17 protein-coding genes are annotated in these 23,480 nt (G+C 66.9%); 14 read left to right on the top strand and 3 right to left on the bottom strand.

Annotation, left to right across the window (positions count from 1 at the left end):
- Positions 1-30 precede the first annotated feature (30 nt).
- From smc to CHB64_RS11030, 8 genes are all read left to right on the top strand, one after another.
- The gene (gene smc / locus CHB64_RS11065) at positions 31-3,507 is read left to right on the top strand and encodes a chromosome segregation protein SMC (RefSeq protein WP_089412692.1); all 3,477 of its coding nucleotides are present in this window, start codon (positions 31-33) and stop codon (positions 3,505-3,507) included.
- 100 nt (positions 3,508-3,607) lie between these two features.
- Positions 3,608-5,776 (top strand): M3 family metallopeptidase, encoded by a 2,169-nt coding sequence (locus CHB64_RS11060; protein ID WP_089412812.1) that lies wholly within the window; start codon positions 3,608-3,610, stop codon positions 5,774-5,776.
- Positions 5,777-5,935: 159 nt separating this feature from the next.
- Positions 5,936-6,268 (top strand): AtpZ/AtpI family protein, encoded by a 333-nt coding sequence (locus CHB64_RS11055; protein ID WP_089412691.1) that lies wholly within the window; start codon positions 5,936-5,938, stop codon positions 6,266-6,268.
- A gap of 58 nt (positions 6,269-6,326) precedes the next feature.
- The gene (locus tag CHB64_RS11050) at positions 6,327-7,115 is read left to right on the top strand and encodes a F0F1 ATP synthase subunit A (protein WP_375790379.1); all 789 of its coding nucleotides are present in this window, start codon (positions 6,327-6,329) and stop codon (positions 7,113-7,115) included.
- 94 nt (positions 7,116-7,209) lie between these two features.
- The gene (locus CHB64_RS11045) at positions 7,210-7,437 is read left to right on the top strand and encodes a F0F1 ATP synthase subunit C (RefSeq protein WP_089412689.1); all 228 of its coding nucleotides are present in this window, start codon (positions 7,210-7,212) and stop codon (positions 7,435-7,437) included.
- A 41-nt stretch (positions 7,438-7,478) separates the two neighbouring features.
- A complete protein-coding gene (locus tag CHB64_RS11040) occupies positions 7,479-8,051 on the top strand; it encodes a F0F1 ATP synthase subunit B family protein (protein WP_200815338.1) in 573 nt (190 codons plus the stop codon).
- A gap of 10 nt (positions 8,052-8,061) precedes the next feature.
- The gene (gene atpF / locus CHB64_RS11035; protein ID WP_089412688.1) at positions 8,062-8,613 is read left to right on the top strand and encodes a F0F1 ATP synthase subunit B; all 552 of its coding nucleotides are present in this window, start codon (positions 8,062-8,064) and stop codon (positions 8,611-8,613) included.
- 117 nt (positions 8,614-8,730) lie between these two features.
- Positions 8,731-10,542, top strand: coding sequence for an ABC-F family ATP-binding cassette domain-containing protein (locus CHB64_RS11030; RefSeq protein ID WP_234993350.1), 1,812 nt, complete (start codon positions 8,731-8,733; stop codon positions 10,540-10,542).
- Positions 10,543-10,561: 19 nt separating this feature from the next.
- On the opposite strand, the gene CHB64_RS11025 is transcribed toward CHB64_RS11030, so the two are convergent.
- The 3 genes from CHB64_RS11025 to CHB64_RS11015 all read right to left on the bottom strand — a co-directional run bounded on the left by CHB64_RS11025 (position 10,562) and on the right by CHB64_RS11015 (position 12,507).
- A complete protein-coding gene (locus CHB64_RS11025; RefSeq protein ID WP_089412686.1) occupies positions 10,562-11,368 on the bottom strand; it encodes an acyl-CoA thioesterase in 807 nt (268 codons plus the stop codon).
- Between the two features lie 87 nt (positions 11,369-11,455).
- On the bottom strand, positions 11,456-11,833 hold the full coding sequence (locus tag CHB64_RS11020; RefSeq protein ID WP_089412810.1) for a VOC family protein: 378 nt from the start codon (positions 11,831-11,833) through the stop codon (positions 11,456-11,458).
- 29 nt (positions 11,834-11,862) lie between these two features.
- Positions 11,863-12,507 (bottom strand): hypothetical protein, encoded by a 645-nt coding sequence (locus CHB64_RS11015; RefSeq protein ID WP_089412685.1) that lies wholly within the window; start codon positions 12,505-12,507, stop codon positions 11,863-11,865.
- Between the two features lie 163 nt (positions 12,508-12,670).
- Here CHB64_RS11015 and CHB64_RS11010 point away from each other — a divergent pair, with 163 nt between their 5' ends.
- The 6 genes from CHB64_RS11010 (at position 12,671) to CHB64_RS10990 (ending at position 23,375) form a co-directional block, all read left to right on the top strand.
- Positions 12,671-13,591, top strand: coding sequence for a VirK/YbjX family protein (locus tag CHB64_RS11010; protein WP_159462481.1), 921 nt, complete (start codon positions 12,671-12,673; stop codon positions 13,589-13,591).
- Positions 13,592-13,603: 12 nt separating this feature from the next.
- On the top strand, positions 13,604-14,131 hold the full coding sequence (locus tag CHB64_RS15560) for a serine O-acetyltransferase (RefSeq protein WP_089412683.1): 528 nt from the start codon (positions 13,604-13,606) through the stop codon (positions 14,129-14,131).
- A 97-nt stretch (positions 14,132-14,228) separates the two neighbouring features.
- The gene (locus CHB64_RS11000; protein WP_089412682.1) at positions 14,229-15,674 is read left to right on the top strand and encodes a hypothetical protein; all 1,446 of its coding nucleotides are present in this window, start codon (positions 14,229-14,231) and stop codon (positions 15,672-15,674) included.
- Positions 15,675-16,002: 328 nt separating this feature from the next.
- Positions 16,003-17,973: a ribonucleoside-diphosphate reductase subunit alpha gene (locus tag CHB64_RS10995; RefSeq protein ID WP_089412681.1), complete on the top strand. Its 1,971-nt coding sequence runs from the start codon at positions 16,003-16,005 to the stop codon at positions 17,971-17,973.
- 516 nt (positions 17,974-18,489) lie between these two features.
- Positions 18,490-18,900 carry a hypothetical protein gene (locus tag CHB64_RS15105; RefSeq protein ID WP_143266008.1) on the top strand — a complete coding sequence of 137 codons (411 nt, stop codon included), beginning with the start codon at positions 18,490-18,492 and terminating at the stop codon, positions 18,898-18,900.
- A 1,319-nt stretch (positions 18,901-20,219) separates the two neighbouring features.
- Positions 20,220-23,375 carry a TonB-dependent receptor gene (locus CHB64_RS10990; RefSeq protein WP_200815337.1) on the top strand — a complete coding sequence of 1,052 codons (3,156 nt, stop codon included), beginning with the start codon at positions 20,220-20,222 and terminating at the stop codon, positions 23,373-23,375.
- The last annotated feature ends 105 nt before the right edge of the window (positions 23,376-23,480 follow it).

Genomic DNA, 23,480 nt, shown 5'->3' with positions numbered 1-23,480 from the left:
CCGGGCCGGGCCGTCGCCGGGACTGAGCACGTGAAGTTCACCAATCTTCGCCTTGTCGGCTTCAAGTCGTTCGTCGACGCCACGGATTTCGAGATCCGCGACGGGTTGACCGGCGTGGTCGGGCCGAACGGCTGCGGCAAGTCGAACCTGCTCGAAGCGCTGCGCTGGGTGATGGGCGCGACCTCGGCCAAGGCCCTGCGCGGGGAAGGGATGGGCGACGTCATCTTCTCCGGCACGTCGATGCGTCCGGCGCGCAACTGGGCGGAGGTCACGCTCGCCCTCGACAACGCCGACCGCTCCGCGCCGGCCGAATATAACGACAGCCCGGTCATCGAGGTCTCGCGCCGCATCGTCCAGAAAGAGGACGGCACGCAGTCGATCTACCGCATCAACGCGAAGGAGGTGCGCGCCAAGGACGTGCAGCTTCTCTTCGCCGACGCCGCTACGGGCGCGAACTCCCCGGCCCTGGTCCGCCAGGGCCAGGTCGCCGAGCTCATCAACGCCAAGCCCCAGAACCGCCGCCGTCTGCTTGAGGAAGCCGCGGGCGTCACCGGCCTGCACACCCGCCGGCACGAGGCGGAGCTGCGCCTGCGCGCGGCGGAGCAGAATCTCGAACGGCTCGACGACGTCATCGGCGAGCTGGAGAGCCAGAAGGCCGCCCTCGCCCGCCAGGCGCGCCAGGCGACGCGCTATCGTAACATCTCCGGCGACATCCGCCGGGCCGAAGCGATGACCGCTTATCTGCGCTGGCGCGAAGCGGTCGAGGCGCGCCAGGAGGCCGAGGCGCGCCTCGCCGAGATCGCCGCGCTGATCGAGGACACGGCGCGCGCCGCGGCCGCCGCCTCCGCCGCCCAGACGGCCGCGCATGAAGCGCTCGATCCCCTGCGCCAGGCGGAGGCCGAGGCCGCCGCGGCGCTGCACCGGCTGACCGTCGCGCGCGAGGGGCTGGACGACGAAGCCCGCCGGGCCGCCGCCGCGCTCGAACGCCTCGCCGGCGAGATCGAGCGGCTCGACGGCGACCTCGCCCGCGAACGCGAGCTCCTGAAGGACGCCGAGAGCGCCGTCGACACGCTCGCGCGCGAGGAGGCGGGCCTCAAGGCGCGCGAAGCCTCCGAGGCCGAGCGCCTGAAACGCGCCGGCGAGACGATGGCCGAGACCGCCGAACGCCTCGCCGAGGCCGAACGCGAATTCGACGCCAAGAGCCGCGAGGCCGCCGAGATCGACGCGCGCCGGCGCGCCGCCGCCGCCGCCATCGACGAGACCGAGCGCCGGCTGCGCAAGATCGGCGCCCAGATCGACGCGCTCGCCGCCGAGCGCGCCTCCATCGAGCCGACGCCGGCGCAGGCCCGCGCGCTCGACGAGGCGGCCGCGCGCTTCGTCGCCGCCGAGGAAGCCGCGCGCGCCGCCGAGACCGCCCTCCACCGCGCCGAGGAGGAGCGCGCCGGCGCTGAGGAGCGCGAGGCGGCCCTGCGCGGCCCGCGCCAGAAGGCCGAGCAGGCGCTTTCCGAAATCCGCGCCGAATGCGACGCCCTGAAGCGCGTGCTCGAATCGCACGGCGACGGCGACTGGCCGGCGCTCATCGAGGAAGTCGACGTCGAGCCCGGCTATGAGAACGCGCTCGCCGCCGCGCTCGGCGACGACCTCGGCGCGGCGCTCGACGACGCCGCGCCGGCCCATTGGTCGGCGCATGGCGCCGCGCCGCTTGAAGGCCTGGCGACGGCGCTTCCCGCCGAGGCCGCGCCGCTTGCGCGCTTCGTCAAGGCGCCGCCGCGGCTTGCGCGCCGGCTCGCCGCCATCGGCGTCGTCGCGCCCGAAGCGGGTCCGCGCCTCATGGCCTCGCTGCAGCCGGGCCAGCGGCTCGTCTCGCGCGCCGGCGATCTGTGGCGCTGGGACGGCTTCGTCAGCCGCGCCGAGGCGAAGACGCCCGCCGCCATCCGGCTTGAGCAGCGCAACCGCCTCGCCGCGCTCGGCGCCGACCTCGAGGCGGCGACGGCGCGCGCCGCGGCCGCGGCCGAAGAACACCAGTCGGCGCGCGAAGCCCTCGCCCGCCGGCAGGAGATCGAGCGCGAAGCGCGCAGCCTGCTCGCCGAGAGCCGCCGGGAGCTCGAGGCGGCGCGCTCGGACCTCGCCGCCCGCGAGCGGGAGCACGCCCGCGCCTCGGCCCGCATCACCGCCATCGACGAGGCGCTCGCCCGTCTTGAAGAAGACAGGGCCGAAGCCGAGGCCGCTCTCGCGGCGCGGCGCGCGGAGAAGGACGCCCTGCCCGACCCGGCGCTCATCGCCGAAGCGCTCGCAGAACTGCGCGAGGCGCTCGCCGGCGCGCGCGCGCGGGCGAGCGAAGCGCGCGCGGCGCACGCCGACCTTTCCCGCGAGGCGAAGATGCGCGCCGACCGCCTCGCCGACATCGGCCGCGAGCGCGGCGTCTGGGCGAGCCGCGGCGAGACCGCCGAGGCGCGCATCAGGGAGCTCGAAGCCCGCCTCGCCGACGCGCAGGCCGCCCGCGCCGAGGCCGCCGACGCGCCCGCCGAGATCGAGGAAAAACGCAAGGCGCTCATCGACCGCATCGAAGAGGCCGAACGCCGCCGCGCCGAAGCCGGCGACGCGCTCGCCCGCGCCGTCGCCGACGCGCAGGAGGCCGACCGCGGCGCCAAGGCCGCCGACCGCGCCGCCGCGGAGGCGCGCGAGGCGCGCGCGCGCCTCGAAGCCCAGGCCGAAAGCGCGGTCCTGCGCGTGGAGGAAGCCGCCGGCGTCGCGCAGGAGACCTGCAGCGCGCCGCCCGAAGAGCTGCTCGCCATCGCCGAGCACAAGGACGGCGCGCCGCTTCCCGCCCGCGAGGACGTCGAGCGCCGGCTCGAACGCTACAAGCGCGAGCGGGAGAATCTCGGCGGCGTCAATCTGCGTGCGGACGAAGAGATGCGCGAGGTCGCCGCGCGGCTCGAAGAGCTCGCCGCCGAGCGCGCCGACTGCGACGGCGCCGTGCGCAAGCTGCGCGCGGCGATCGGCGGGCTCAACCGCGAGGCGCGCCAGCGCCTCGTCGAGGCGTTCGAGACCGTCAACCGCAATTTCGGGACCCTGTTCACGCGCCTGTTCAACGGCGGCCATGCGGAGCTGCGGCTCATCGATTCCGACGATCCGCTCGAAGCGGGACTCGAAATCTTCGCCTCGCCCCCGGGCAAGAAGCTCGCCTCCATGTCGCTGATGTCGGGCGGCGAGCAGGCGCTGACGGCCACCGCCCTCATCTTCGCCGTTTTTATGGCGAACCCGGCGCCGGTCTGCGTGCTCGACGAGGTCGACGCGCCGCTCGACGACGCGAATGTGGAGCGCTTCTGCCGGCTGCTGCACGAAATGGCGCAGGAGACCGAGACGCGCTTCATCATCATCACCCACCACGCGCTCACCATGTCGCGCATGGACAGGCTTTACGGCGTGACCATGGTCGAGCGCGGCGTGAGCCAGCTTGTCTCGGTCGATCTGCGCAAGGCCGAACAGCTCGCCGCGGCGGAATAACGCTCCGCCGCATTTTGTGTTGAGAATAAGGCGGGCGCGGCGTGTATCGACTGCGACGCCGATTTGATCGCCGAAACAAAACAGGGACGGGACGACCATGATGCGCCGGACTCTTCTTTTCACCGTTGGAATCGCCGCCATCGCGCTGGCCGGCTGCGCGAGGGAGGCGAGCGAGGCCGAAAGCGCCGCCGAAGCCGCCGATTCGGAGGCCGTCGAAGCCGACAACATCCTGCTCGCCGAGTGGACCGGCCCTTATGGCGGCGTTCCGGCCTTCGACAGGATGGATCTCGCCGCGCTCAAGCCCGCGCTCGAGACCGCCATGGCGATGCACCTCGCCGAGATCGACGCGATCGCGAACAACGACGAGCCGGCGAGCTTCGCCAACACCATCGAGGCGCTGGAGGCCTCCGGCGACGCCATCGGGCGCGTCTTCGTCTACTGGGGCATATGGTCGTCGAACCTCTCCACGCCCGCGTTCCGCGAGATCCAGCAGGAGATGGCGCCGAAGCTCGCCGATTATCGCTCGAAGATCACCCAGAACGCCGCCCTGTTCGCGCGCATCAAGGCGGTGCGCGAAGGCGGAGAATATGAAACGCTGCGTCCCGACCAGAAGCGCCTCGTCGATCTCGTCTATGACGGTTTCGCGCGCAACGGCGCGACGCTCGAAGGCGAAGCGAAAGAACGCTACGCCGCCATCAACAAGCGCCTCGCCGAGCTGCACACGACATTCGCCAACAACGTCCTGCACGACGAAGAGTCGTATGTGACCTACATTACCGAAGACCAGCTCGGCGGCCTGCCGGAGTCCTTCGTAAAAGCGGCCGCCGCGGCGGCGGCCGAGCGCGGGCGCGAAGGCGAATATGCGATCACTAACACCCGCTCCTCGATGGATCCGTTTCTGACGTATTCGGACGAACGGGATCTGCGCGAGAAGGTCTGGCGGACCTATTACAATCGCGGGGACAATGGCGACGAATACGACAACAACGCGGTGATCGCCGAAATTCTTCAGCTCCGCGACGAGCGCGTCGCGCTTCTGGGCTATGACAATTACGCGCAGTGGCGGCTCGAAGACCGCATGGCGAAAACGCCCGAGCGCGCGCTCGCGCTGATGGAGGCGGTGTGGCCCGCGGCGGTCGCGCGCGTGCGCGAGGAGGTCGCCGAAATGCAGGCCCTCGCCGACGCCGAAGGCGCGGGGATAACCATTCAGCCTTGGGACTATCGCTATTACATGGAGAAAGTCCGTCAGGCGAAATACGATCTCGACTCGGACGAAGTGAAGCAATACCTGCAGCTCGACCGCTTGCGCGAAGCGATGTTCTTCGTCGCGGGCGAGCTGTTCAATTTCGACTTCGCGCCGGCTCCCGAAGGCTCGGTCCCGGTCTTTCATCCCGACGTGAAAGTCTGGGAAGTGACCGACAGGACCAGCGGCGAGCATGTCGGCCTGTGGTATCTCGATCCCTTCGCGCGGCCGGGCAAGCGCTCGGGCGCCTGGGCGACGAGCTATCGCAGCCATGAGACCTTTCGCGGGAAAAAGACCGTCCTCGCCTCAAACAATTCGAACTTCATCAAGGGCGCGCCGGGCGAGCCGGTGCTGGTTTCCTGGGATGATGCGGAGACCTTTTTCCACGAATTCGGCCACGCGCTGCACTCGCTGTCGTCGAATGTCGCCTATCCGACCCTGAACGGCGGCGTGCGCGACTACACCGAGTTCCAGTCGCAGCTTCTCGAACGCTGGCTCGCCACCGACGAAGTCATCGACCGCTTCCTCGTGCATTACGAGACCGGCGAGCCCATGCCGGACGAGCTCGTCGCCAAGATCAAGGCGGCGGCGACCTTCAACCAGGGCTTTGCGACCACGGAATATCTCGCCTCGGCTCTCGTCGACATGCGCTTCCACATGGTCGACCCGACCGGGATCGACCCGGACGCGTTCGAGCGCGAGACCCTCGCCGAGCTGGGCATGCCGGACGAGCTCGTCATGCGTCACCGCAGCCCGCATTTCGGGCATATCTTTTCCGGCGAAGGCTATTCGGCCGGCTATTACGGCTATATGTGGGCGGACGTTCTGACGTCGGACGCGGCCGAGGCCTTCGCCGAGGCGCCGGGCGGCTTTTACGACAAGGAAGTGGCGAGCCGCCTCGTCGAGCACCTTTTCGCGCCGCGCAACGCCGTCGATCCGGCCGAGGCCTATCGCGCTTTCCGCGGCCGCGACGCGCGCATCGAGGCGCTGCTGCGCGACCGGGGCTTCCCCGTTCCGGGCGAATAGGAAAGAGCCCGCCGCGGCGAGACGCCGCGGCGGGAATTTTGCTTTTCCGCCAGCATGTTAGGCGAAAAATCGTTTGCTTGACGCTGCCGGGGGCCGCGGCTAAGGTCCGCCGCGATTTCTGGCGCGGGCGGCCGCTCGCGCCTCTTTTCGGGCACGCCCATGGCGGACGACGCCGGCAAGCAACAACCGCCCTCGCTTGATGAGTTCTCGAAGCGTTTGGCCGCCGCGCGCGGCGGCGATGCGAACGCGAAGGAACCGCGCGCGAAGGACGGCTCCGGGATGGGGCGGGCGTTCCGCCTGTCCAGCGAGCTGCTCGCCGGGCTGATCGTGGGCGTCCTGCTCGGATGGGGGCTCGACCGGCTGGCGGGAACCTCTCCTTGGGGGCTCCTGGCGGGCATATTCCTCGGCTTCGCGGCCGGCGTGCTGAACGTGGCGCGCGCCATGAAAGCAACGGGAAACGCTCCGCCTGCGGACGGGCGGAACGACGATTGAGACGAACAGCCGGCGGCGCCGTTCCGAGCGCCCAAGGCGCAGGGGTGCAGGAACGATGATCGGGTTGAACGCCGCCGGGCCGATGGAGCAGTTCGAGATCGTCCCCCTCGTGCCGCTTTCGCTCGGGACGATCGACATCTCGCTCACCAACTCCGCCTTGTGGATGATCATCGCCGTGGCAGTCTCTGCCGCGTTCTTTCTCGCCGCGATACGCCGGCGCGCGCTGGTGCCCGGCCCGCTGCAGTCGACGGCGGAAGTCGCCTACGAGTTCGTCGCCGACATGGTGCGCGGCGCCATCGGCCAGGAAGGGATGAAGTTCTTCCCCTACGTCTTCACGCTCTTCATCTTCATCCTGACGGCCAACCTCCTCGGCCTTTTCCCGACCATTCCCGGCGCGCCGCACGGGCTTCATACCTTCACCACGACGAGCCACATCATCGTCACCTTCGCGCTGGCGATTCTCTCGATCTCCATCGTCATCGTCTACGGGTTTTACAAAAACGGCCTCGGCTTTCTGAAACTGTTCGCGCCGTCGGGCGTGCCGATCTGGCTGTTGCCGCTCATTGTGCTGATCGAGTTCGTCTCCTTCCTGTCGCGCCCGCTAAGCCTGTCGATCCGACTGTTCGCCAACATGCTGGCGGGCCACGTGATCCTGAAAGTGTTCGCGACCTTCATCGTCATGCTGTTCGGCGCGGGCGCGACCTTCGGCTGGCTGTCGATCTTTCCCTTTCTCGGCATCGTCGCGGTGACGCTGCTCGAGCTGCTCGTAGCGTTTCTTCAGGCGTATGTGTTCGCCATCCTCACCTGCATCTATCTCAACGACGCGGTGCATGCCGGGCACCACTGAGGAGCGAGGACTTGTCTTTCCCTTCGCGGCCTATTAAGGGCCGGCCGCGAAGCCAAGGGACCAAAGGCTCAAAGGACAATTGGGAGTTAAAAACATGGAAGCTGAAGCTGCAAAACTCATCGGCGCCGGAATCGCCGCCCTGCCGCTCGCCGGCGCCGCCGTGGGCCTTGGCGTGATCTTCGGCAATTTTCTCTCCGGCGCGTTCCGCAACCCCTCGGCCTCGGCCGGCAATCAGCAGACGCTGCTTCTCGCCTTCGCGCTGACGGAGTTCACGGGCCTGCTCGGCTTCGTCGTCGCGATGCTCATCCTGTTCGTGTTCTAAAGCGCTTCCCGGAGCATTCCGGAAAGGGGAGCTTTCGCCTGATGTCCCTCGTCGCGATCCTCGTCAGCGCCGCCGCGCCCGCCGCCGCCCCTGTCGTCGAGGGGGCGGGCGAGGCCGGGCCCGGCCTGCCGCAGATGGACGCCTCGACCTATCCGAGCCAGCTTTTCTGGCTCGCGGTCACCTTCGGCTTCCTCTACTGGATCATGACGAGCTTCGTGCTGCCGCGCCTCGGCGGCGTGATCGAAGAACGTCGCGACCGCATCGCCGACGACTTCGACCAGGCCGCCGAGTTCAAACGCAAGGCCGAAGAGGCTGAAGCCGCCTATGAGGCCGCCCTCGCCGACGCCAAGGCGCGCGCGCGCGCGATCGCGGCCGAAACCCGCGAGTCGCTGAACGAGGAGCTCGCCGAACTGCAGCGCGAAGCGGACGCCCGCGTCGCGGCGAGTCTGGCCGCCGCGGAGGCGCGCATCGCCGCCATGAAGGAAGACGCCGCCGCGAAAGTGCGCGAGGCCGCCGCCGAGGTCACGCGCGCCGTCGTGGAGGCGCTGATCGACGAAACCCCGACGCCGGAGGCGGTCGATTCGGCCCTCAACGGCGTCGCCAAGGCGGCCTGAGGACGCGCCGATGATCAGCCTCGCGACAATCAGCCTCGCCGCAGCGGAAACCGCCGGTCACGCCGAGACGGCCTGGTGGCAGGACACCGCGCTCTGGGTGAGCCTCGCCTTTCTGGTCGTGGTCGGCGTTTTCGCCTATTTCCGCGTCCATAAGAAAATCGGCGACGCCCTCGCCAAGCGCGCCCAGCGCATCGCCGACGAGCTCGACCACGCCCGACGTCTGCGCGAGGAGGCGCAGGAGCTTCTGGCCCATTACCAGCGCCGCCAGCGCGAGGCTGAAGACGAGGCCAAGAGCATCGTCGAGCAGGCCAAGCGCGACGCCAAGCGCCTCGCCGCGGAAGCCCGCGACAAGATCAACGAGCAGATCGAGCGCCGCACCAAGGCGGCCGAAGACAAGATCGCCCGCGCCGAAGCCCAGGCCCTCGCCGAAGTGCGCGGACAGGCCGCCGAGCTCGCCGTCGAGGCGGCCCGCGAGATCATCCGCAAGCGTATGGATCAGGGCGCCCAGGCGGCGATGATCGACAAGGCGATCAGCGACCTGCGCGCCGCCAAGCTGCAATAGCCGCGCGCGGGTTCCGTATCCTTCCTTATTCCGCGCCGATTTTTCCGAACGCTCCTTTCCCATTGAACCCCTCATGGCGCCCGGCTATCCGGTCGGCTGATGGCGCCTTTGCTTCAGATGAGCGGAATCAGGCTGTCCTTCGCCGGCGCGCCGCTGCTCGAGGGCGTCGCCCTTTCCCTCGCCGCGCGCGAGCGCGTCGCGCTGGTCGGGCGCAACGGCTCGGGCAAGTCGACGCTTCTGAAAATCGCCGCCGGCCTTATCGAGCCGGACGGCGGAGAGCGCTTCGTCGACCCGGCGGCGCGCATCGCCTATCTGCCGCAGGAGCCCGATCTTTCGGGGTATGAAACCGTCGGCGCCTTCGCCTGCGCGGACCTGTCCGATCCGTCCGAATCGTTTCGTGCAGAGAAACTCCTCGCCGCGCTCGGCCTGTCGCCGACGCTTTCGACGCGCGCGCTATCAGGCGGCGAGATGCGCCGCGCCGCGCTTGTCCGCGCCCTCGCGCCCGAGCCCGACGTTCTGTTGCTCGACGAGCCGACCAACCATCTCGATCTGCCGGCGATCGCCTGGCTCGAAGCCTTTCTCGCCGAGAGCGCGGCCGGAATCGTCGTCATCAGCCACGACCGGCGCTTCCTCGAAAATCTCACCGCCCGGACGGTCTGGATCGACCGCGGCGCGACGCGCGCGCTCGATCGCGGCTTTTCCGCTTTCGAGGAATGGCGCGACCAGCTGCTGGAAGAGGAGGAAGCCGCGCGCCGCAAGCTCGATCGCAAGATCGCCATGGAGGAGGACTGGCTGCGCTATGGCGTCACCGCGCGACGAAAGCGCAACGTCCGGCGGCTGCGCGAGCTTGACGAAATGCGCAAGGCCCGCCGCGAGGCGCGACGGCGGCCCGGAAACGTCGTCTTTTCCCTCGCCCGCGGCGAGGTCGCCGGCAAACGCGTGATCGTCGCAGAGAAAATCTCAAAGTCCTTCGGCGGGCGCGCGGTCGTGCGGGACTTCTCCATCGAGATCGCGCGCGGCGACCGCGTCGGAATCGTCGGTCCGAACGGCGCGGGCAAGACGACGCTCCTGAAGCTTCTCGCCGGCGCGCTGGCGCCCGACGCGGGAACCGTCAGTCTGGGGACGAACCTGCAGATCGTCACGCTCGACCAGCGCCGCGCCGCGCTCGACCCCGACGCGCGCGTCGCCGACGCCATCGTCGACGGGCGCGGCGATTGGGTGGAGATCAATGGCGAGAAGCGTCATATCGCAAGCTATCTCAAGGACTTTCTGTTCGCGCCGGAGCAGTTCCGCGCGCCCGTGTCGGCGTTGTCGGGCGGGGAGCGCGGGCGCCTGGCGCTCGCCGCCGCGCTCGCCAGGCCCTCAAATCTGCTCGTCCTCGACGAGCCGACGAACGACCTCGACCTTGAAACCCTCGACCTGCTCGAAGAAACGCTGGCGGACTATCGCGGCGCGCTATTGCTCGTCAGCCACGACCGCAGCTTTCTCGACCGGCTGGTGACGTCCGTCGTCGCGCCGGCGCCGCCTTCCGCCGGTCTGCCGCCCGGAACCTGGCTCGAATACGCCGGCGGTTATGAAGACATGCTCGCCCAGCGCGGAAGCGCGCCTGGCCTTGAGGACGCGCCGGCGCAGCCCGGCGCGCGCGCGAAGCCGCGTCGAGAAGAGACGGCGCCCGCAAAGCCCGCCGCGCGGCAGAAGCTCAGCTTCAAGGAGAAATTCGCCCTCGAACAATTGCCCGGACGCATCGAAGCGCTTGAACGCGAGATCGCGGCGCTGCGCGCGAAACTCTCCGACCCCGCTTTGTTCGCGAGCGACCCGGCGATGTTTCACGACGCCGCCGCCAGACTCGAGAAGGCCGAAGCCGCCCTCGCCGCGGCGGAGGAGGAATGGCTGGCGCTGGAGACGAAACGCGAGGCGCTGGAGGGCTGATCGCGTCCGCGCGCCGCCGTCAGATGAAGATCGCCACCGACTGGCGGCTTGCGACGAGCGGGCACCCGTCCCGGGCCCACACGAACATGTCCTGGCTGGAATAGCCGTCGGCGGCGTTCTCCGCCTTGGTCGCGAGCAGGAACCAGCCGTCCTCGGTCGATGAATCCGTTGCGAGAAAGTTCACGCCCCAGGTCATGGAGCTGATGGGCGCGAAGCGCGGGAACATCGGCATGACCGCCGGCGGCGGCATGTCCGCAAGGGCCAGCAGCGCGGACAACGACGTCGCCGCGCGGTCGCGATGGCGCACCCAGAGAAAAAGATCGGACCCGGACGATCCCGTTCCCGGTCGCCCGCCCGCCGCGAGCCTCGTCTCGAAATGCGCGGCGAAGGGCGGGCCCATGCCTTCAGGGATGTAGGGCTCGCAATCCTCCGGCGGCTTTATCGACGGCGCCGGCAGAAAGGCGCGATCGAACATCGACTCGCGCGCCGCGCCGAAAGCGAAGATCGCCCGTGCGGCGAGACCCTTGTCGGCGGAAAGATCGGCCTCGACGAAGGTGACGGAACGCCCGGCGCGCAGCACCGACGCCTCTACGGCCAGCATGCCGTCCGCCGGACCGATGAAAACGATCTGGGCCGAGCGCAGCGGGGCGAGATCCGGCATGGCGCGCAGCGCGCCCTCGAGGCACAGCGCCGCGGCGAGCCCGCCATAGGTCGTGCGCCCCTGGCGCCAGTCCTCCGGCACGTCGACCGCAAATCGGCCGCCGTCGGCGCGCAGCGACGCCATCAGGCGCGTAAAGGACGTGAGATCAACCGACGACCCGGACATGCGAGAGCTCGCTGGGAAACCACGCGACAGCCTCGATGTCCTAGGTCGCACAGGCCCGCGCGCCAAGACTCTTGCGCAGCGACTTCGTTAATCGACCGCTTTCGCGCCGCCGGGCGCAGGCTCCCACAGCTCGATGGGATTGCCCTCCGGGTCATGAATGCGCGCGAAGCGGCCGGCTTGCGAATCCCACTCTGCGCGGGTTTCAACATCAATGCCGGCGGCTTTCAGCCGCGCCGTCATGGCGGCGAGATCGTCGACGCGGAAGTTGATCATCCATTGCTGCTCGCGTCGGCCGAAATAATCCGTGTTCGCGGCAAAGGGCGCGAACACGGTCTGGCCAGCCTCCTGCGTCCAGACGCCGTTGGCGATGTCAGCGACGCCGAGATGCCGCTCATACCAGGCGGCGAGCGCCTTGGGATCGCGCGCGCGGAAGAAAAATCCGCCGATGCCGGCGACTTTCGCCATCTCATTTTCCCCTTCCATCAGTTGCGCCATTACGGCCAGAGCTTGGCCGGATGCGAGTCCGGCGTGATGATTTCCTTTCTCAGCGCGAAGCTGACGATCGACACGCCGTTTCCTTCCCGCGCTATTCCGGCGAGAAAACCGTCGCCGTAGCAACGGACGTCTTCAAGTCCGATGACGGCGTTTCCCCAGCTTCTCAGCATGATCTCGACGCGACCGTCCTTGTGGAGCGTAACGTCCTGAATGTCCGCCTGCGCAGCATCGAATCGCGCGCCGAGGCCTGCGCGACGGTCGCTGTACAGCACCGTGAACCGGCCGATCAGCCTGTCGCCGCCCCAGCCGAAGGCGCCCTCGGAATAGGCGCCGTGTCCCCACGGATATGTCGCGCCGTCGCGCGAGCGGATTTTCACGGCCGCCATCTTGGCGCCGATGCGATGGTCGCCGGGACTGGTCCCGCGCCTGGCGTTCACATAGGACCAGAGATCTTCAGCGAACGCCGCGCATTCGAGTTCGGCGCCCTGCGGCGCAAGCAGCTCCGGACGCAGCTCAAGCCGCCCCGCTTCGATTTGCGGCCCGATCGCGCGTTTGGCGCCAGCTTCGCGCGTCTCATCCTGAGCCGCGCCCGACGTCGCGACAAGGGCGAGCAACACGCCCGCGCATGCTGATTTGACGATCATGGCTGTTCTCCCCGCTGACAGCCCTTGAAGCCTATCCCAGGACGCGCCTTGAGCCTAATCGTATTGCGGCGGAACGCCTGTTGCATCCGCGCCCCGTTCAGGCGCGCCGGCCGGTCGATGCGCGCGCCGGGTTATGATAGACGCCGGATCGCAAAATACGGGGGTGAGGCTGACCAGGAAAAGCCGCCTGATCGAAGCCGTCGGACGCGCCGCGCCGGGCTGGCGCCCGCGCGCGCTGCGCAACCGCGCGCTGATCCTTGCGGCCGCCTGGCGCCATCGTGCTGCGGTTTTCGCCATGCTCGACGCGCCCGCCTCATCCGATCTCGGCCGGCTTTTGCGCGAGCGGCCGGAGACGCTGGGCGCGCTCATCTGGCCTTATCAGACCGCCTCCTGGCCGGCGCGCGAACGGCTGCGCCGCATCGCCGATCATTGCGAGATCGTCGATGCGCTCGGCCCGCCCTTTTCGTTCGGCGTCGAGGAGAAGCTCATTCTGCTTGAGCTCGGCGAGATCTATCCTGGCCTGCGCGTCGTGCTCGATCAGCCGAAATGGTTCATGCGCGAGGGCCAGCTCACGCTCAATCTCTTCATCGGAAGCTTCCGCGCCTATTCCTTGGCTTTCTCCTTCAATCGGGACGCCGACGGGACGCGCGCGGTTTTCATCGGCGGGCTGCAAGGGCGCAACCGGGAGGACGCGCGCGACCTTTACCGCGATCTTACGAAGGCTCTCCATGGCCAGCGGCCGCGGGATTTCATCCTGGAGCTTCTGCGCATGCTGTGCCGGGCGACGGGCGCGGAGCGAATCTACGCCGTCTCGAACGCCCATCGCCATCAGCTTCATCCGTTCCTCAACAAAAAAGACCCCTTCACCCTGGATTACGACGAGATCTGGCGCGACCGGGGCGGGCGCGCCGTGGATCCGGTCTTTTTCGAGCTTGATCGCGACCCGCCGGCGCGCGATCTTGCCGAAGTGAAGCCCAACAAGCGCTCCATGTACCGCAAACGCGCGCAGTTTCTGGACGATGTCGAAGCCGAGATGCGTCGGCGCCTGCCGACGCTCGCGTCGGTTCGGTTTAAAGACGACTGACGGGGAACGCCAATGTTTGGCATGCTGAGATTCTGGATCGAGCCCGGCGAGAAGATCGTCGCCAATCAATACCGTTACCGGCGGTGGAAGAACCGCAAGGGACCGATCGCAGCGCTCGTCAGAGGGTATTGCAAGTTCCAGCACCGCTACTGGCGGTTCGTCACCACCTGTCTCATCAATATCGAAGCGGAGATCCATCCGACCGCCAAGCTGATCCATGCGATCGGCGTGATGATTCACAAGGACGCGGTCATCGGCGAGAACTGCATGATCATGCAGCACGTCACTCTCGGCCAGCTCGCCGGGCCCGGCGCGCCGAAGCTCGGCAGGAACGTCTATGTCGGCGCCGGCGCGCGCGTGCTCGGCCCCGTCACGATCGGCGACAACGCCCGCATCGGCGCGAACGCCGTCGTCATCAAGGACGTGCCGGCCAACGCCACCGCCGTCGGCGTGCCCGCCCGCATCATTCTTCGGGATGAGCCGGCGTCGAGCGAAGCCGCGCCGGAATCGCCCGCCCAAACGCCTTCCGGCGCGGCGTAAGCGTTCTGCCTGCGCCGTTTCGATCCTGGGCGCGATGGGCTAAGCTTGCGCGACGCGGCGAGGGCCCGGCGCGCCGAAGCGTCCGCCGGGGGTGGGGATGTCGGAATATTTCTACGGCGAGGATGAGAGCGCGCGCCCTTCGGCGCTCGAGCGCTTGCGCGCGCGGATGGCGGGCTGGGCCGAGCGGCTCGCCCCGCGCCGGGCCGCATCCGCCGCTCAGCCCGACGGCGCGCCGCCGGACCCGGCGAAGCTGCTTTTTCCGGTTCAGCCCGATGCCGCGTCGGGCGAGCGCGTGGATGCCGACCGTCCTCTGCGCGCGCGTCTTGAGGAAAGCGCGGAGAACATCGCCGGCTATCAGAAGACCCTGCGCGCCCGCGCGGGCGAAGTCTGGCGCGCCGTCGTCGAGCGGCGCGACGGCTTTGCGCGCAACGTCGCCTACTACCTGCGCGTCCTGATCGGGATCGCGCTCGCCGGCGTCGCGCTGCACCTCGACCGGGCCTCGCTTACCGACGGGATGACCATTTTCGGCCCGATGAGCGTCAGCGAGCCCAACCATGCCGCCATCGTCTCGGCGGTCTTTTTCTGGTTCGGCGCGCTCTTGGCGACGGGCGGCCTTATCGGCCTGCTGTTCGTCTCGGCGGCCGGCGACGCCGATAATCGCAAGGTTCAGGCGCGCGCGCGGCGGCTCGGCGGAGATGCCGCTGCGATCGCGCTCAGGATCGACGCCGCGCTCGCGGCCGCCCGCGAGGAGATGGACCGCCACCATGCCCGCAATCGCCCGGCCAGGGCCGTAGGCGCGCTTTCCCAGGCGCATCTCATCGCGCTTGAAGCCGCGACCCTGTTCCGGACCCTCGGCGTTCTCAACGACCGGCCGGGCGAGCCGGCCGACGAGGCCGCGCGCCGGCGTTTCGCCGAATTTCTGAGGGAAAGCGCCGCGCCGGAGGACGTCCCGCAGGCGGGCGCGTTCTTCGCCGTCCTCGCCGCGCTCGCGATCGGCTTCGCCTTCGGCTACGGCTTCGCCTATGTGCAATTCGTCCCCGGCCCCGAGTCGCCGGAGCAGACCGATGCGGCGAGCCTGTTGAAGCTTTACCCGGCGGCGGCGCACGCGCTTCTGGGCGCGGGGCTGATCTATGCGCTGCTGGGCTGGATCTGCGGCCAGCTGCGCTTCGTCATCGCCGCCGACGCCCGCCGTCAGGCGCTCGTCGAAGCGCTCGACGCGGCGCGCAGCCCCTTCACCGGCGAGAACGCGCCGCGCATGGACGACATCGCCCAGCGCATCGAGGACGCGCTCGCGGTATACATCGCATGGGTCGAGCCGCCTCCCGGCAAGCCGAAAACCGGCGCCGCCGCCGCCGCGGCCGAGGACGACGCGCCCGCATGGCGGCGCCCGCCCGAAGGGCCGCGATTCGTCGAAACCGGCTTTCAGGCCGCCCCCAAGGCCTTTCGCGCCGACCCGCCCGACCGCGATTCCGAAAAAAAATCGCGCCGCGGGACGGGCCCGAAACGAACCCTCAAAGGGCTTGTCAGGCCGCCCGGAATTTAACCATTCAGGCGCACTCAGTGCGACGGCTTAAGATTCCCTTAACCAAAAAAACCTGACCTGTTGGTAACTTCATATTGACGGAGGGAAAGGCCTCCATCACTATATCTTGTGTCGATGGCGCTGAAGGGGGCGCGCCGGCCCGAGGCCCGGAACCGAGCGGGAGAACGGCCTTGGGAAGCCCCGGAAATGCCGCCCGGAAGGCCGCGATCGACGCTTCATGAAACACAGCGCGACGCCCGCGCCGGCGAGCGGCCCCGAGAGGCTATCCGGCGCCCAGGGAGACGCGCGCCCGGGCCAAAAGGCCGGGACAAAAGGAAGGGGACGAAGCATGTCGCTGTCGACGGAAGCCGCCGAACGAGTCGAAGCTGCCAGCCCCGCCGGGGGCGCGGCCGATCCCGCCGCGACTCCCGCGCCGGCTCGCCGGCCCGCGCTCAAGGTGGTGCGCGACATCGTTCTCGATCGCTCCCGCGACGCGCTGCTGACCGACTTCGGCAAGAAGACGCTCGAAGACCGCTATCTCCTGCCCGGCGAGTCGTTTCAGGACATGTTCGCGCGCGTAGCGCGCACCTATGGCGACGACGCCGACCACGCCCAGCGCATCTACGACTACATCTCGAAGCTGTGGTTCATGCCGGCGACGCCGATTCTCTCGAACGGGGGGGCGAACCGCGGCCTTCCCATCTCCTGCTTCCTCAACGCCGTCGGCGATTCGCTTGAGGAGATCGTCGGCGTATGGAACGAGAACGTGGCGCTCGCCTCCAACGGCGGGGGCATCGGCACCTATTGGGGCGGAGTGCGCTCCATCGGCGAGAAGGTGAAGGGCGCGGGCCAGACCTCCGGCATCATCCCCTTCATCCGCGTAATGGACTCGCTCACCCTCGCCATCAGCCAGGGCAGCCTGCGCCGGGGCTCGGCGGCGGTGTATCTCGACATCCACCATCCGGAGATCGAGGAGTTCCTCGAGATCCGCAAACCTTCCGGCGACTTCAACCGCAAGTCCCTCAACCTCCATCACGGCGTCAACGTCACCGACGAATTCATGACCGCCGTGCTGCAAGACGCGGAGTTCGCCCTGCGCTCGCCCAAGACCGGCGAGACGCTGCGCGCCGTGAGCGCCCGCAAGCTGTGGCAGAAGATCCTTGAGACGCGCCTCGCCACGGGCGAGCCCTATCTCGTCTTCTCCGACACGGTGAACCGTCAGATGGCGAAGCACCAGCGCGATCTCGGCCTCAAGGTTTCGACCTCCAACCTGTGCTCGGAGATCATGCTGCACACGGGGCCGGATCACCTCGGCGAGGACAGAACCGCCGTGTGCTGCCTTTCTTCGATCAACGCCGAGAAATATTTCGAGTGGAAGGACGAGCCGCTGTTCGTCGAGGACGTGATGCGCTTTCTCGACAACGTTCTGGAGGATTTCATCCGGCGCGCGCCGGCCTCCATGGCCAAGGCCGTCTATTCGGCCAGGCGCGAGCGCTCGGTCGGGCTCGGCCTCATGGGCTTCCACTCCTTCCTGCAGCAACAGGGCGTTCCTTTCGAATCCGCCATGGCGAAGGCGTGGAACATCAGGCTGTTCAAGCACATCCGCATGGGCGCGGACGCGGCCTCGGTCAAGCTCGCCGAGGAGCGCGGCGCTTGCCCCGACGCGGCCGAGCGCGGCGTGAAGCAGCGCTTCTCCCACAAGCTCGCCATCGCGCCGACCGCCTCCATCTCCATCATCTGCGGCGGGTGCAGCCCGTGCATCGAGCCGATCCCGGCGAACGTCTATGTGCACAAGACGCTGTCGGGCTCTTTCACGGTGAAGAACGCCGCGCTCGAGAAGCTGCTCGCCGAGAAAGGTCACGACACGGACGAGACCTGGGCCTCGATCATCGAGCATGAAGGCTCCGTGCAGCACCTCGATTGCCTCACGGACGAAGAGAAGGCCGTGTTCAAGACCGCCTTCGAGATCGACCAGCGCTGGGTGATCGAGCTCGCCGCCGACCGCGCGCCGCTCGTCTGCCAGGGCCAGTCGGTGAACGTCTTCCTGCCCGGCGACATCGACAAATGGGATCTTCACATGCTGCACTGGACGGCGTGGGAGAAGGGCGTGAAGTCGCTCTATTACTGCCGCTCGAAGTCGGTCCAGCGCGCCAGCTACGCCGGCGGGCGCAAGGGCGAGGCCGGCGCGGCCGCTCTCGACAGGGCCGAGGCCAGGGCCGCCGAAGCCGCCGCCGCGCCCGGCGACGACGCCCCCGACATGCAGACCCTGATGCAGGCCGCGGCCAGGACCGATTACGACGAGTGCCTGGCGTGTCAGTGAGAGGGTACATTTGAAATCGAAATGGGTTCATCAATCTCCGTACTACCGGCGCGACGGAACCTATGTTCGCGGCTCATGGCAGTTGCGCCTTAAAGGCGACAACAACAAGGGAGGTATGAGTTACCGCCATCCGTGCCCTATTTGCGAAACTTCCATAATCAGCATTCGAATGCCGAATGGCGGATGGGCTCACTTTGAAGCCGGCGCAGGAATGACGCGAATCAAACACGCTTGTCTCCACCGACTTGATGGATACTTCAAAAAACGTGATGATAGAACGCTCGATTTACTCAAGCGTGAACAAGTGAAAAAAACGCCATAAACGCAAAGGCGGCCGAGCAACGCGATAAAGTAACACAATATTAGTAGCGCTTATGGGAAACACAACGCACGAAACTTGGTATATAGGCCTGCCTTCGGGCAATCACCCAATCAATAGCAAGCTTGGCCGGTATTTCGCAGCAACATCATACATCGAGTTTTCCATATTGCTGTGCATGGCCGCCGCTTTAGGAAATGCCTCGGATCTCGACAAGGCGTTCGCCGAACTCAAAACCATTAAATGCATTCATAGAACTCAATAAGCTGGAAAAGACCGCCAAAAAATCTGACATCGATGAATATCGTAAAGGGATAATCCTTGCCGCCTGCGCACACATGCGAAAGCTGAATGACCGGCGGAACGATTACGCTCATGGATTATTTGAGCACACCAAAGATGGCGCCGTTCGCCTTCGTCCTTTCGGAATCAATGACGCTCCGCAAATTCTTGAGCCAGCTCGGGTTGAGGGCGACATTATGCTGCTTGATATTATGTTCCACATGGCCCGATTCGTGGCGGGACGAATTACTCGCGAGCAGCTCCAGCCCTATATGGATAGATTAACTTCCGCAAAAGTAGACCCCCACGATTTGCAGGGGGCGTAGCCAGTATCCACTCGCCGCGCACGCCGACTTGGCGGGATAAATCCCGCTGCTGTCCGGTTTAGCCACGCCTGCTGCTTAGGGCGGGTTAGCCGGAGGCGTAATCCGCGCCCCGCCCAGAGTCCGCCGTCTGCGCCGCATCTGCGATCCTTCTGGCATCGCCGCGGTCTACAAGCGGTCGGCACCGCAGCACCGCCCCGCCGCAGAACGGACTTCACCCCACCATTTCCGGCCCCGCCGCGATGATTGCCTTGGCGTACCGGGACCCGCCCTCCTCGCACGCACCCGACGAGCAACTCACTGTCATACTGGATGCGCTGCGGCGCGCCCGGGATGACGGGGGTCTGCTTCCCGCCGCCTGCCGCCTGCCTCCTATTCGCTGCCCCATTCCCGAATTCGTCCGCCTTTGCGTGGAATTCCCCTCTCGGAAAAACAAGGACTTAACCGAAAAACGGGGAAAGTTATCCCCGCCTGTCGGCCCGGCTCCATACTGGGCGCATGAGAACGCCCGCGCCTTTCCCTTCCCGCCCAGCCGCGCCCGCCCGCCGGGCCGCGCCGGCGCGGCGCGCCGCCCGGGCCCCGGGGACGATTCCGTGCGAAACGCCGCGAGGCGAATCGTTCGAAACTAGGCCGGCGCCCGCGCGGGCTCTGAACGAGCGCGAACGCCGGCCCGTTCGTTTCGCACGAAACGCAAGCGCCCGCCCGGCGGGGCCCCGGCGGGGCCTTGCGGCCCCCTCGCCGCCACTCGGACGGCGAGGCCGGCAGAGCCGGCGCGCCCTCGGCCCGCGCGGGAATGCCGCCGTCGCCCGGACCGACTGTAGCATTTTTGCAATGGTTTCTGGGAGCGTTCGCAAAAATCGCCCAAGGGGGCTTGTCAAGCCGGGATTATCGGCCAACCATAATTCAATAAAAAAAAACACTTTCGTTAAACGGCGTGGCCGAAGCGGAAGCGCGAGCATGCAGCCTTAAGCAGGGGAGGACGGCAGGCGTTATTTCGACCCGACGGGTTTCTCGGCGCCGCAAGCTATGTTAACGCTATCAACGCCCGCGGCGCATCGTCGCGGCCGGGAACCATAATCCCCTGCGCCGCATGGGCGGCGAAACGGCGCGTCCCGCGCCTGGTTCGAAAGGAGGTGTACGGAGCAATAGCATCGCAAATTCGCATGTCGCGCCGCGCGGCGCCTGCGCGCCCGGTTCGTCATTATGCAGAATAGAAACCATGGCGCGCCTGCTCGCGCATTCGCTGGTCGGCGCATGCGCGTCGCGATTCAACGGTCGTCGCCGACGACTAACCGCAATCGTTCTTCAAAGGGAGGCAAAACGTGAAAGAACGCAGTCACAATACCGATCATTCAAAAAAGGCCGCCGGGCTGAAGCGCGCCGCGCTTCTGGGCGGCGCGTCCACTCTGGTCATGCTGTCGCTCGCGCCGGCGGCCCTCGCGCAGGACGCCGAAGAGACCGCGAGCGACGAGATCATCGTCACCGGCGTGCGCGCCTCGCTGGGGCGCGCGGCCGACATCAAGCGGAATTCGCACGGCGTCGTCGACGCGATTTCCGCCGAGGACATCGGCAAGTTTCCCGACACCAACCTCGCCGAATCCCTGCAGCGGATCACGGGCGTCTCCATCGACCGGGTGAACGGCGAGGGCTCGCTGGTCACCGCGCGCGGCTTCGGCCCGCAGTTCAACCTCGTCACGCTGAACGGCCGCCACATGCCCGCCGCCAATGTCGGCACGATCGGCGGCGGCGACGGGGCGGACTTCGACGGCGGCGCAGGGCGCTCCTTCGACTTCCAGAACCTGGCTTCGGAAGGCGTCCGGCGTCTTGAGGTCTACAAGACCGGCCGGGCGGACATTCCAACCGGCGGCATCGGCGCAAGCGTGAACGTGGTCACCGCCCGCCCGCTGGATAATCCCGGCGCCCATCTTACGGTCGGCGCCAAGGCTCTCCACGACACCAGCGTCGTGTTCGGCAGCGACGTCACGCCGGAGATTACGGGTCTCGCCAGCTGGACGGATGAGAGCGAAAAGTTCGGCGTCAGCATCTTCGGCGCATGGCAGAAGCGCGACAGCGCATCGGCAGGCGCGACCAGCAACGCCTGGAACGTGACGACGATCAGCGATTTCCTGAGCAACACCAATCTCGTGCGTCCGACCTCCATCGTGAATAACGCGCCGTCGGATCCCGATACGCTCGTCACTTTCCCGAACGACAGCCGTTACGCTTTTGCGGAGACCGACCGCGAACGGCTCAACGGCTATGCGACCGTGCAATTCGCGCCGACGGAAACGCTGACGTTTACCGCGGACGCGTTTTACGCCCAGAACAAGCAGCAGGAGATGCGGTCGGAACAGACGAACTGGTTCAACCGCCCATTCGATGAAATAACGTTCTCGGATGATTTGGTGCCGACGACGGAATTCCTGTTCGAGGATATCGGCGGCATAGGCAGCCCGAACGTCAAGGACCAGGGTCACGAGCAGCAATTCCGCTCAAGCAAGGAAACGCTCAGCTCGTTCGGCCTTAACGCCGCCTGGAACAACGGCGACGGCTGGCATGCCGAGATCGACGCGCACACATCGCGCGCCTGGAGCGGACCGAATTCGCGCAACGATACGACGTCGACGCTGGTCTCGATCGCGCTGCCGACGACAGACGCGCACTCGCTAGACCTGACGGGCGACCTGCCGGTCCAGAACGTCGTTTTCAACGACTGCACGCGTCAGGGCGCCACGCCCGACGGATTCCCGGGTACAAACTGCAACGGACAGATCGACATCGCCGATCTCGGCTCGCAAGTCGCCCGCGCCAACATAACGAGGGTGTCCAACCAGATTAATGAAGTCCAGTTCAGTCTCGGACGGGAATTCGCCGACGGCGCCCGTCTCGACTTCGGCGGCGAATGGCAGGACAGCGAGTATCGCCGTCTGCAAGCCGGCGTCACCCAGACGCTGGGCGACTGGGGCGTGTCGAATCCCGGCGACGTCGATGCGCTCGCGCCGGGCGTGGTGGAACTATTCTGCCTGGCCTGTCAGTTCAACGACTTTACGACGGGCGGCGCCGCACAGGTCGTCCCGCGAGGCAATGCGCTGGATCTTTATGATGCGCTGGCGCCGTTCTATCGCGATCTCGGCAACGCGCCCACGACGAACAACACGTTCGACGCCGTCGATGAAAGAATCCTGGCGATCTGGAGCCAGCTTTCGTGGCAGGGCGAATTCGCGGACAGGCCCGCCGAACTGGTTTTCGGCATGCGCTATGAAGACACCAATGTGGAAGCGTCGACGACGCAGCTTATTCCGGTCGCCATCCGTTGGGAGGCGGATAACGACATCCGAACGATAAACAGCGCCGAGCAAGGCGTCGTCACAGGCAAGGGCGGATACAACGACCTGCTGCCCAGCGTCGATTTCAAGATCGAAGCCTTGCCGGACGTGATCGCTCGCGCCTCTTACAGCGAGACCATCGCCCGGCCCAACTTCGATAATCTGTCCCCCGGCGCCACGCCTGACGCCCGGCCGCTCGACCGTCCGTCGGTCCTCGGCGGCAGGGCGACCGGCACGGCGAACAACACCGGGCTCCTGCCCTTGCGCTCGAAGAACTTCGACGTTTCACTCGAGTGGTATTTCGCCGAGGACAGCTATGTCTCGATCGGCTTCTTCGACAAGCGCGTGCGCAACTTCATCGGAACGGGCGTGAGCGAGCGAACCCTGTTCGACCTGCGCGACCCGACATCCGGCCAGCCGGGCACGCGCTCGGGCGATGCGCTGGACCTTATCAGCGAGTTGGGGCTGGTGCAGAACGACGTCAGCCTGTTCACCGCGACGGCCCTGATCGACCAGTTCGGCGTCGACACGGCCCGCACCATGCTGGCGGCCAACCAGACCGGGACGGATCTCGATCAGGCCTTCGTCGATCAGGTGCTCGCCGATTTCGACGTTCTCGGCAATGCGGACGATCCCGTCGCCACCTTCGAGGTGACAGGCCCGATCAACAACCGGGAAGGCAAGATCCGCGGTCTCGAATTCGCGTTCCAGCACTTTTTCGGCGAGCATATCGGCGTCCCGGGCCTGGGCTTACAGGCCAACTACACCTTCGTCGACGGCGACGTGGAGGTCGACGTGACCAGAGTGCCGGACGACGATGAATTCGCGCTGGTGGGTCTCAGCAACACCGCCAATGCGACTCTCATCTACGAAAACTACGGCGTTTCCGCCCGCCTGGCGTTTAACTGGCGCGGCGAGTTCGTTGCAGACCTGAACCAGGATGGCGGCAACCGAAATCCGCTCATCACCGAAGCTTACAAGCAGCTCGATGCGAGCGTCGCTTATGACGTGACCGACAATCTTCAGCTCACGTTCGAAGGCATCAACCTCTTGGGCGAAGATATCCGTCAGCATGCGAGGTCCGAAACGGCTTTCGTGTTTGTTCAGGAGCTGAGCCCGCGCTTCCTGTTCGGCGCCCGTTACCGGTTCTAAAAGTCAGGGGGGGCGCAAAGTAGGGAAAAGGCCGCTGCTCCTCCGCAGCGGCCTTTTCTCGCCAAGGCTTCATCGCGAAGTTCCCTGCGCCGGCCTGTCGCCATT

The sequence above is a fragment of the Amphiplicatus metriothermophilus genome (genome assembly GCF_900199215.1).
GTDB classification, from domain to species: domain Bacteria; phylum Pseudomonadota; class Alphaproteobacteria; order Caulobacterales; family Parvularculaceae; genus Amphiplicatus; species Amphiplicatus metriothermophilus.
The sequence above is the reverse complement of the archived record's forward strand: the minus strand, read 5'-3'. Positions and strand labels throughout refer to the sequence as shown.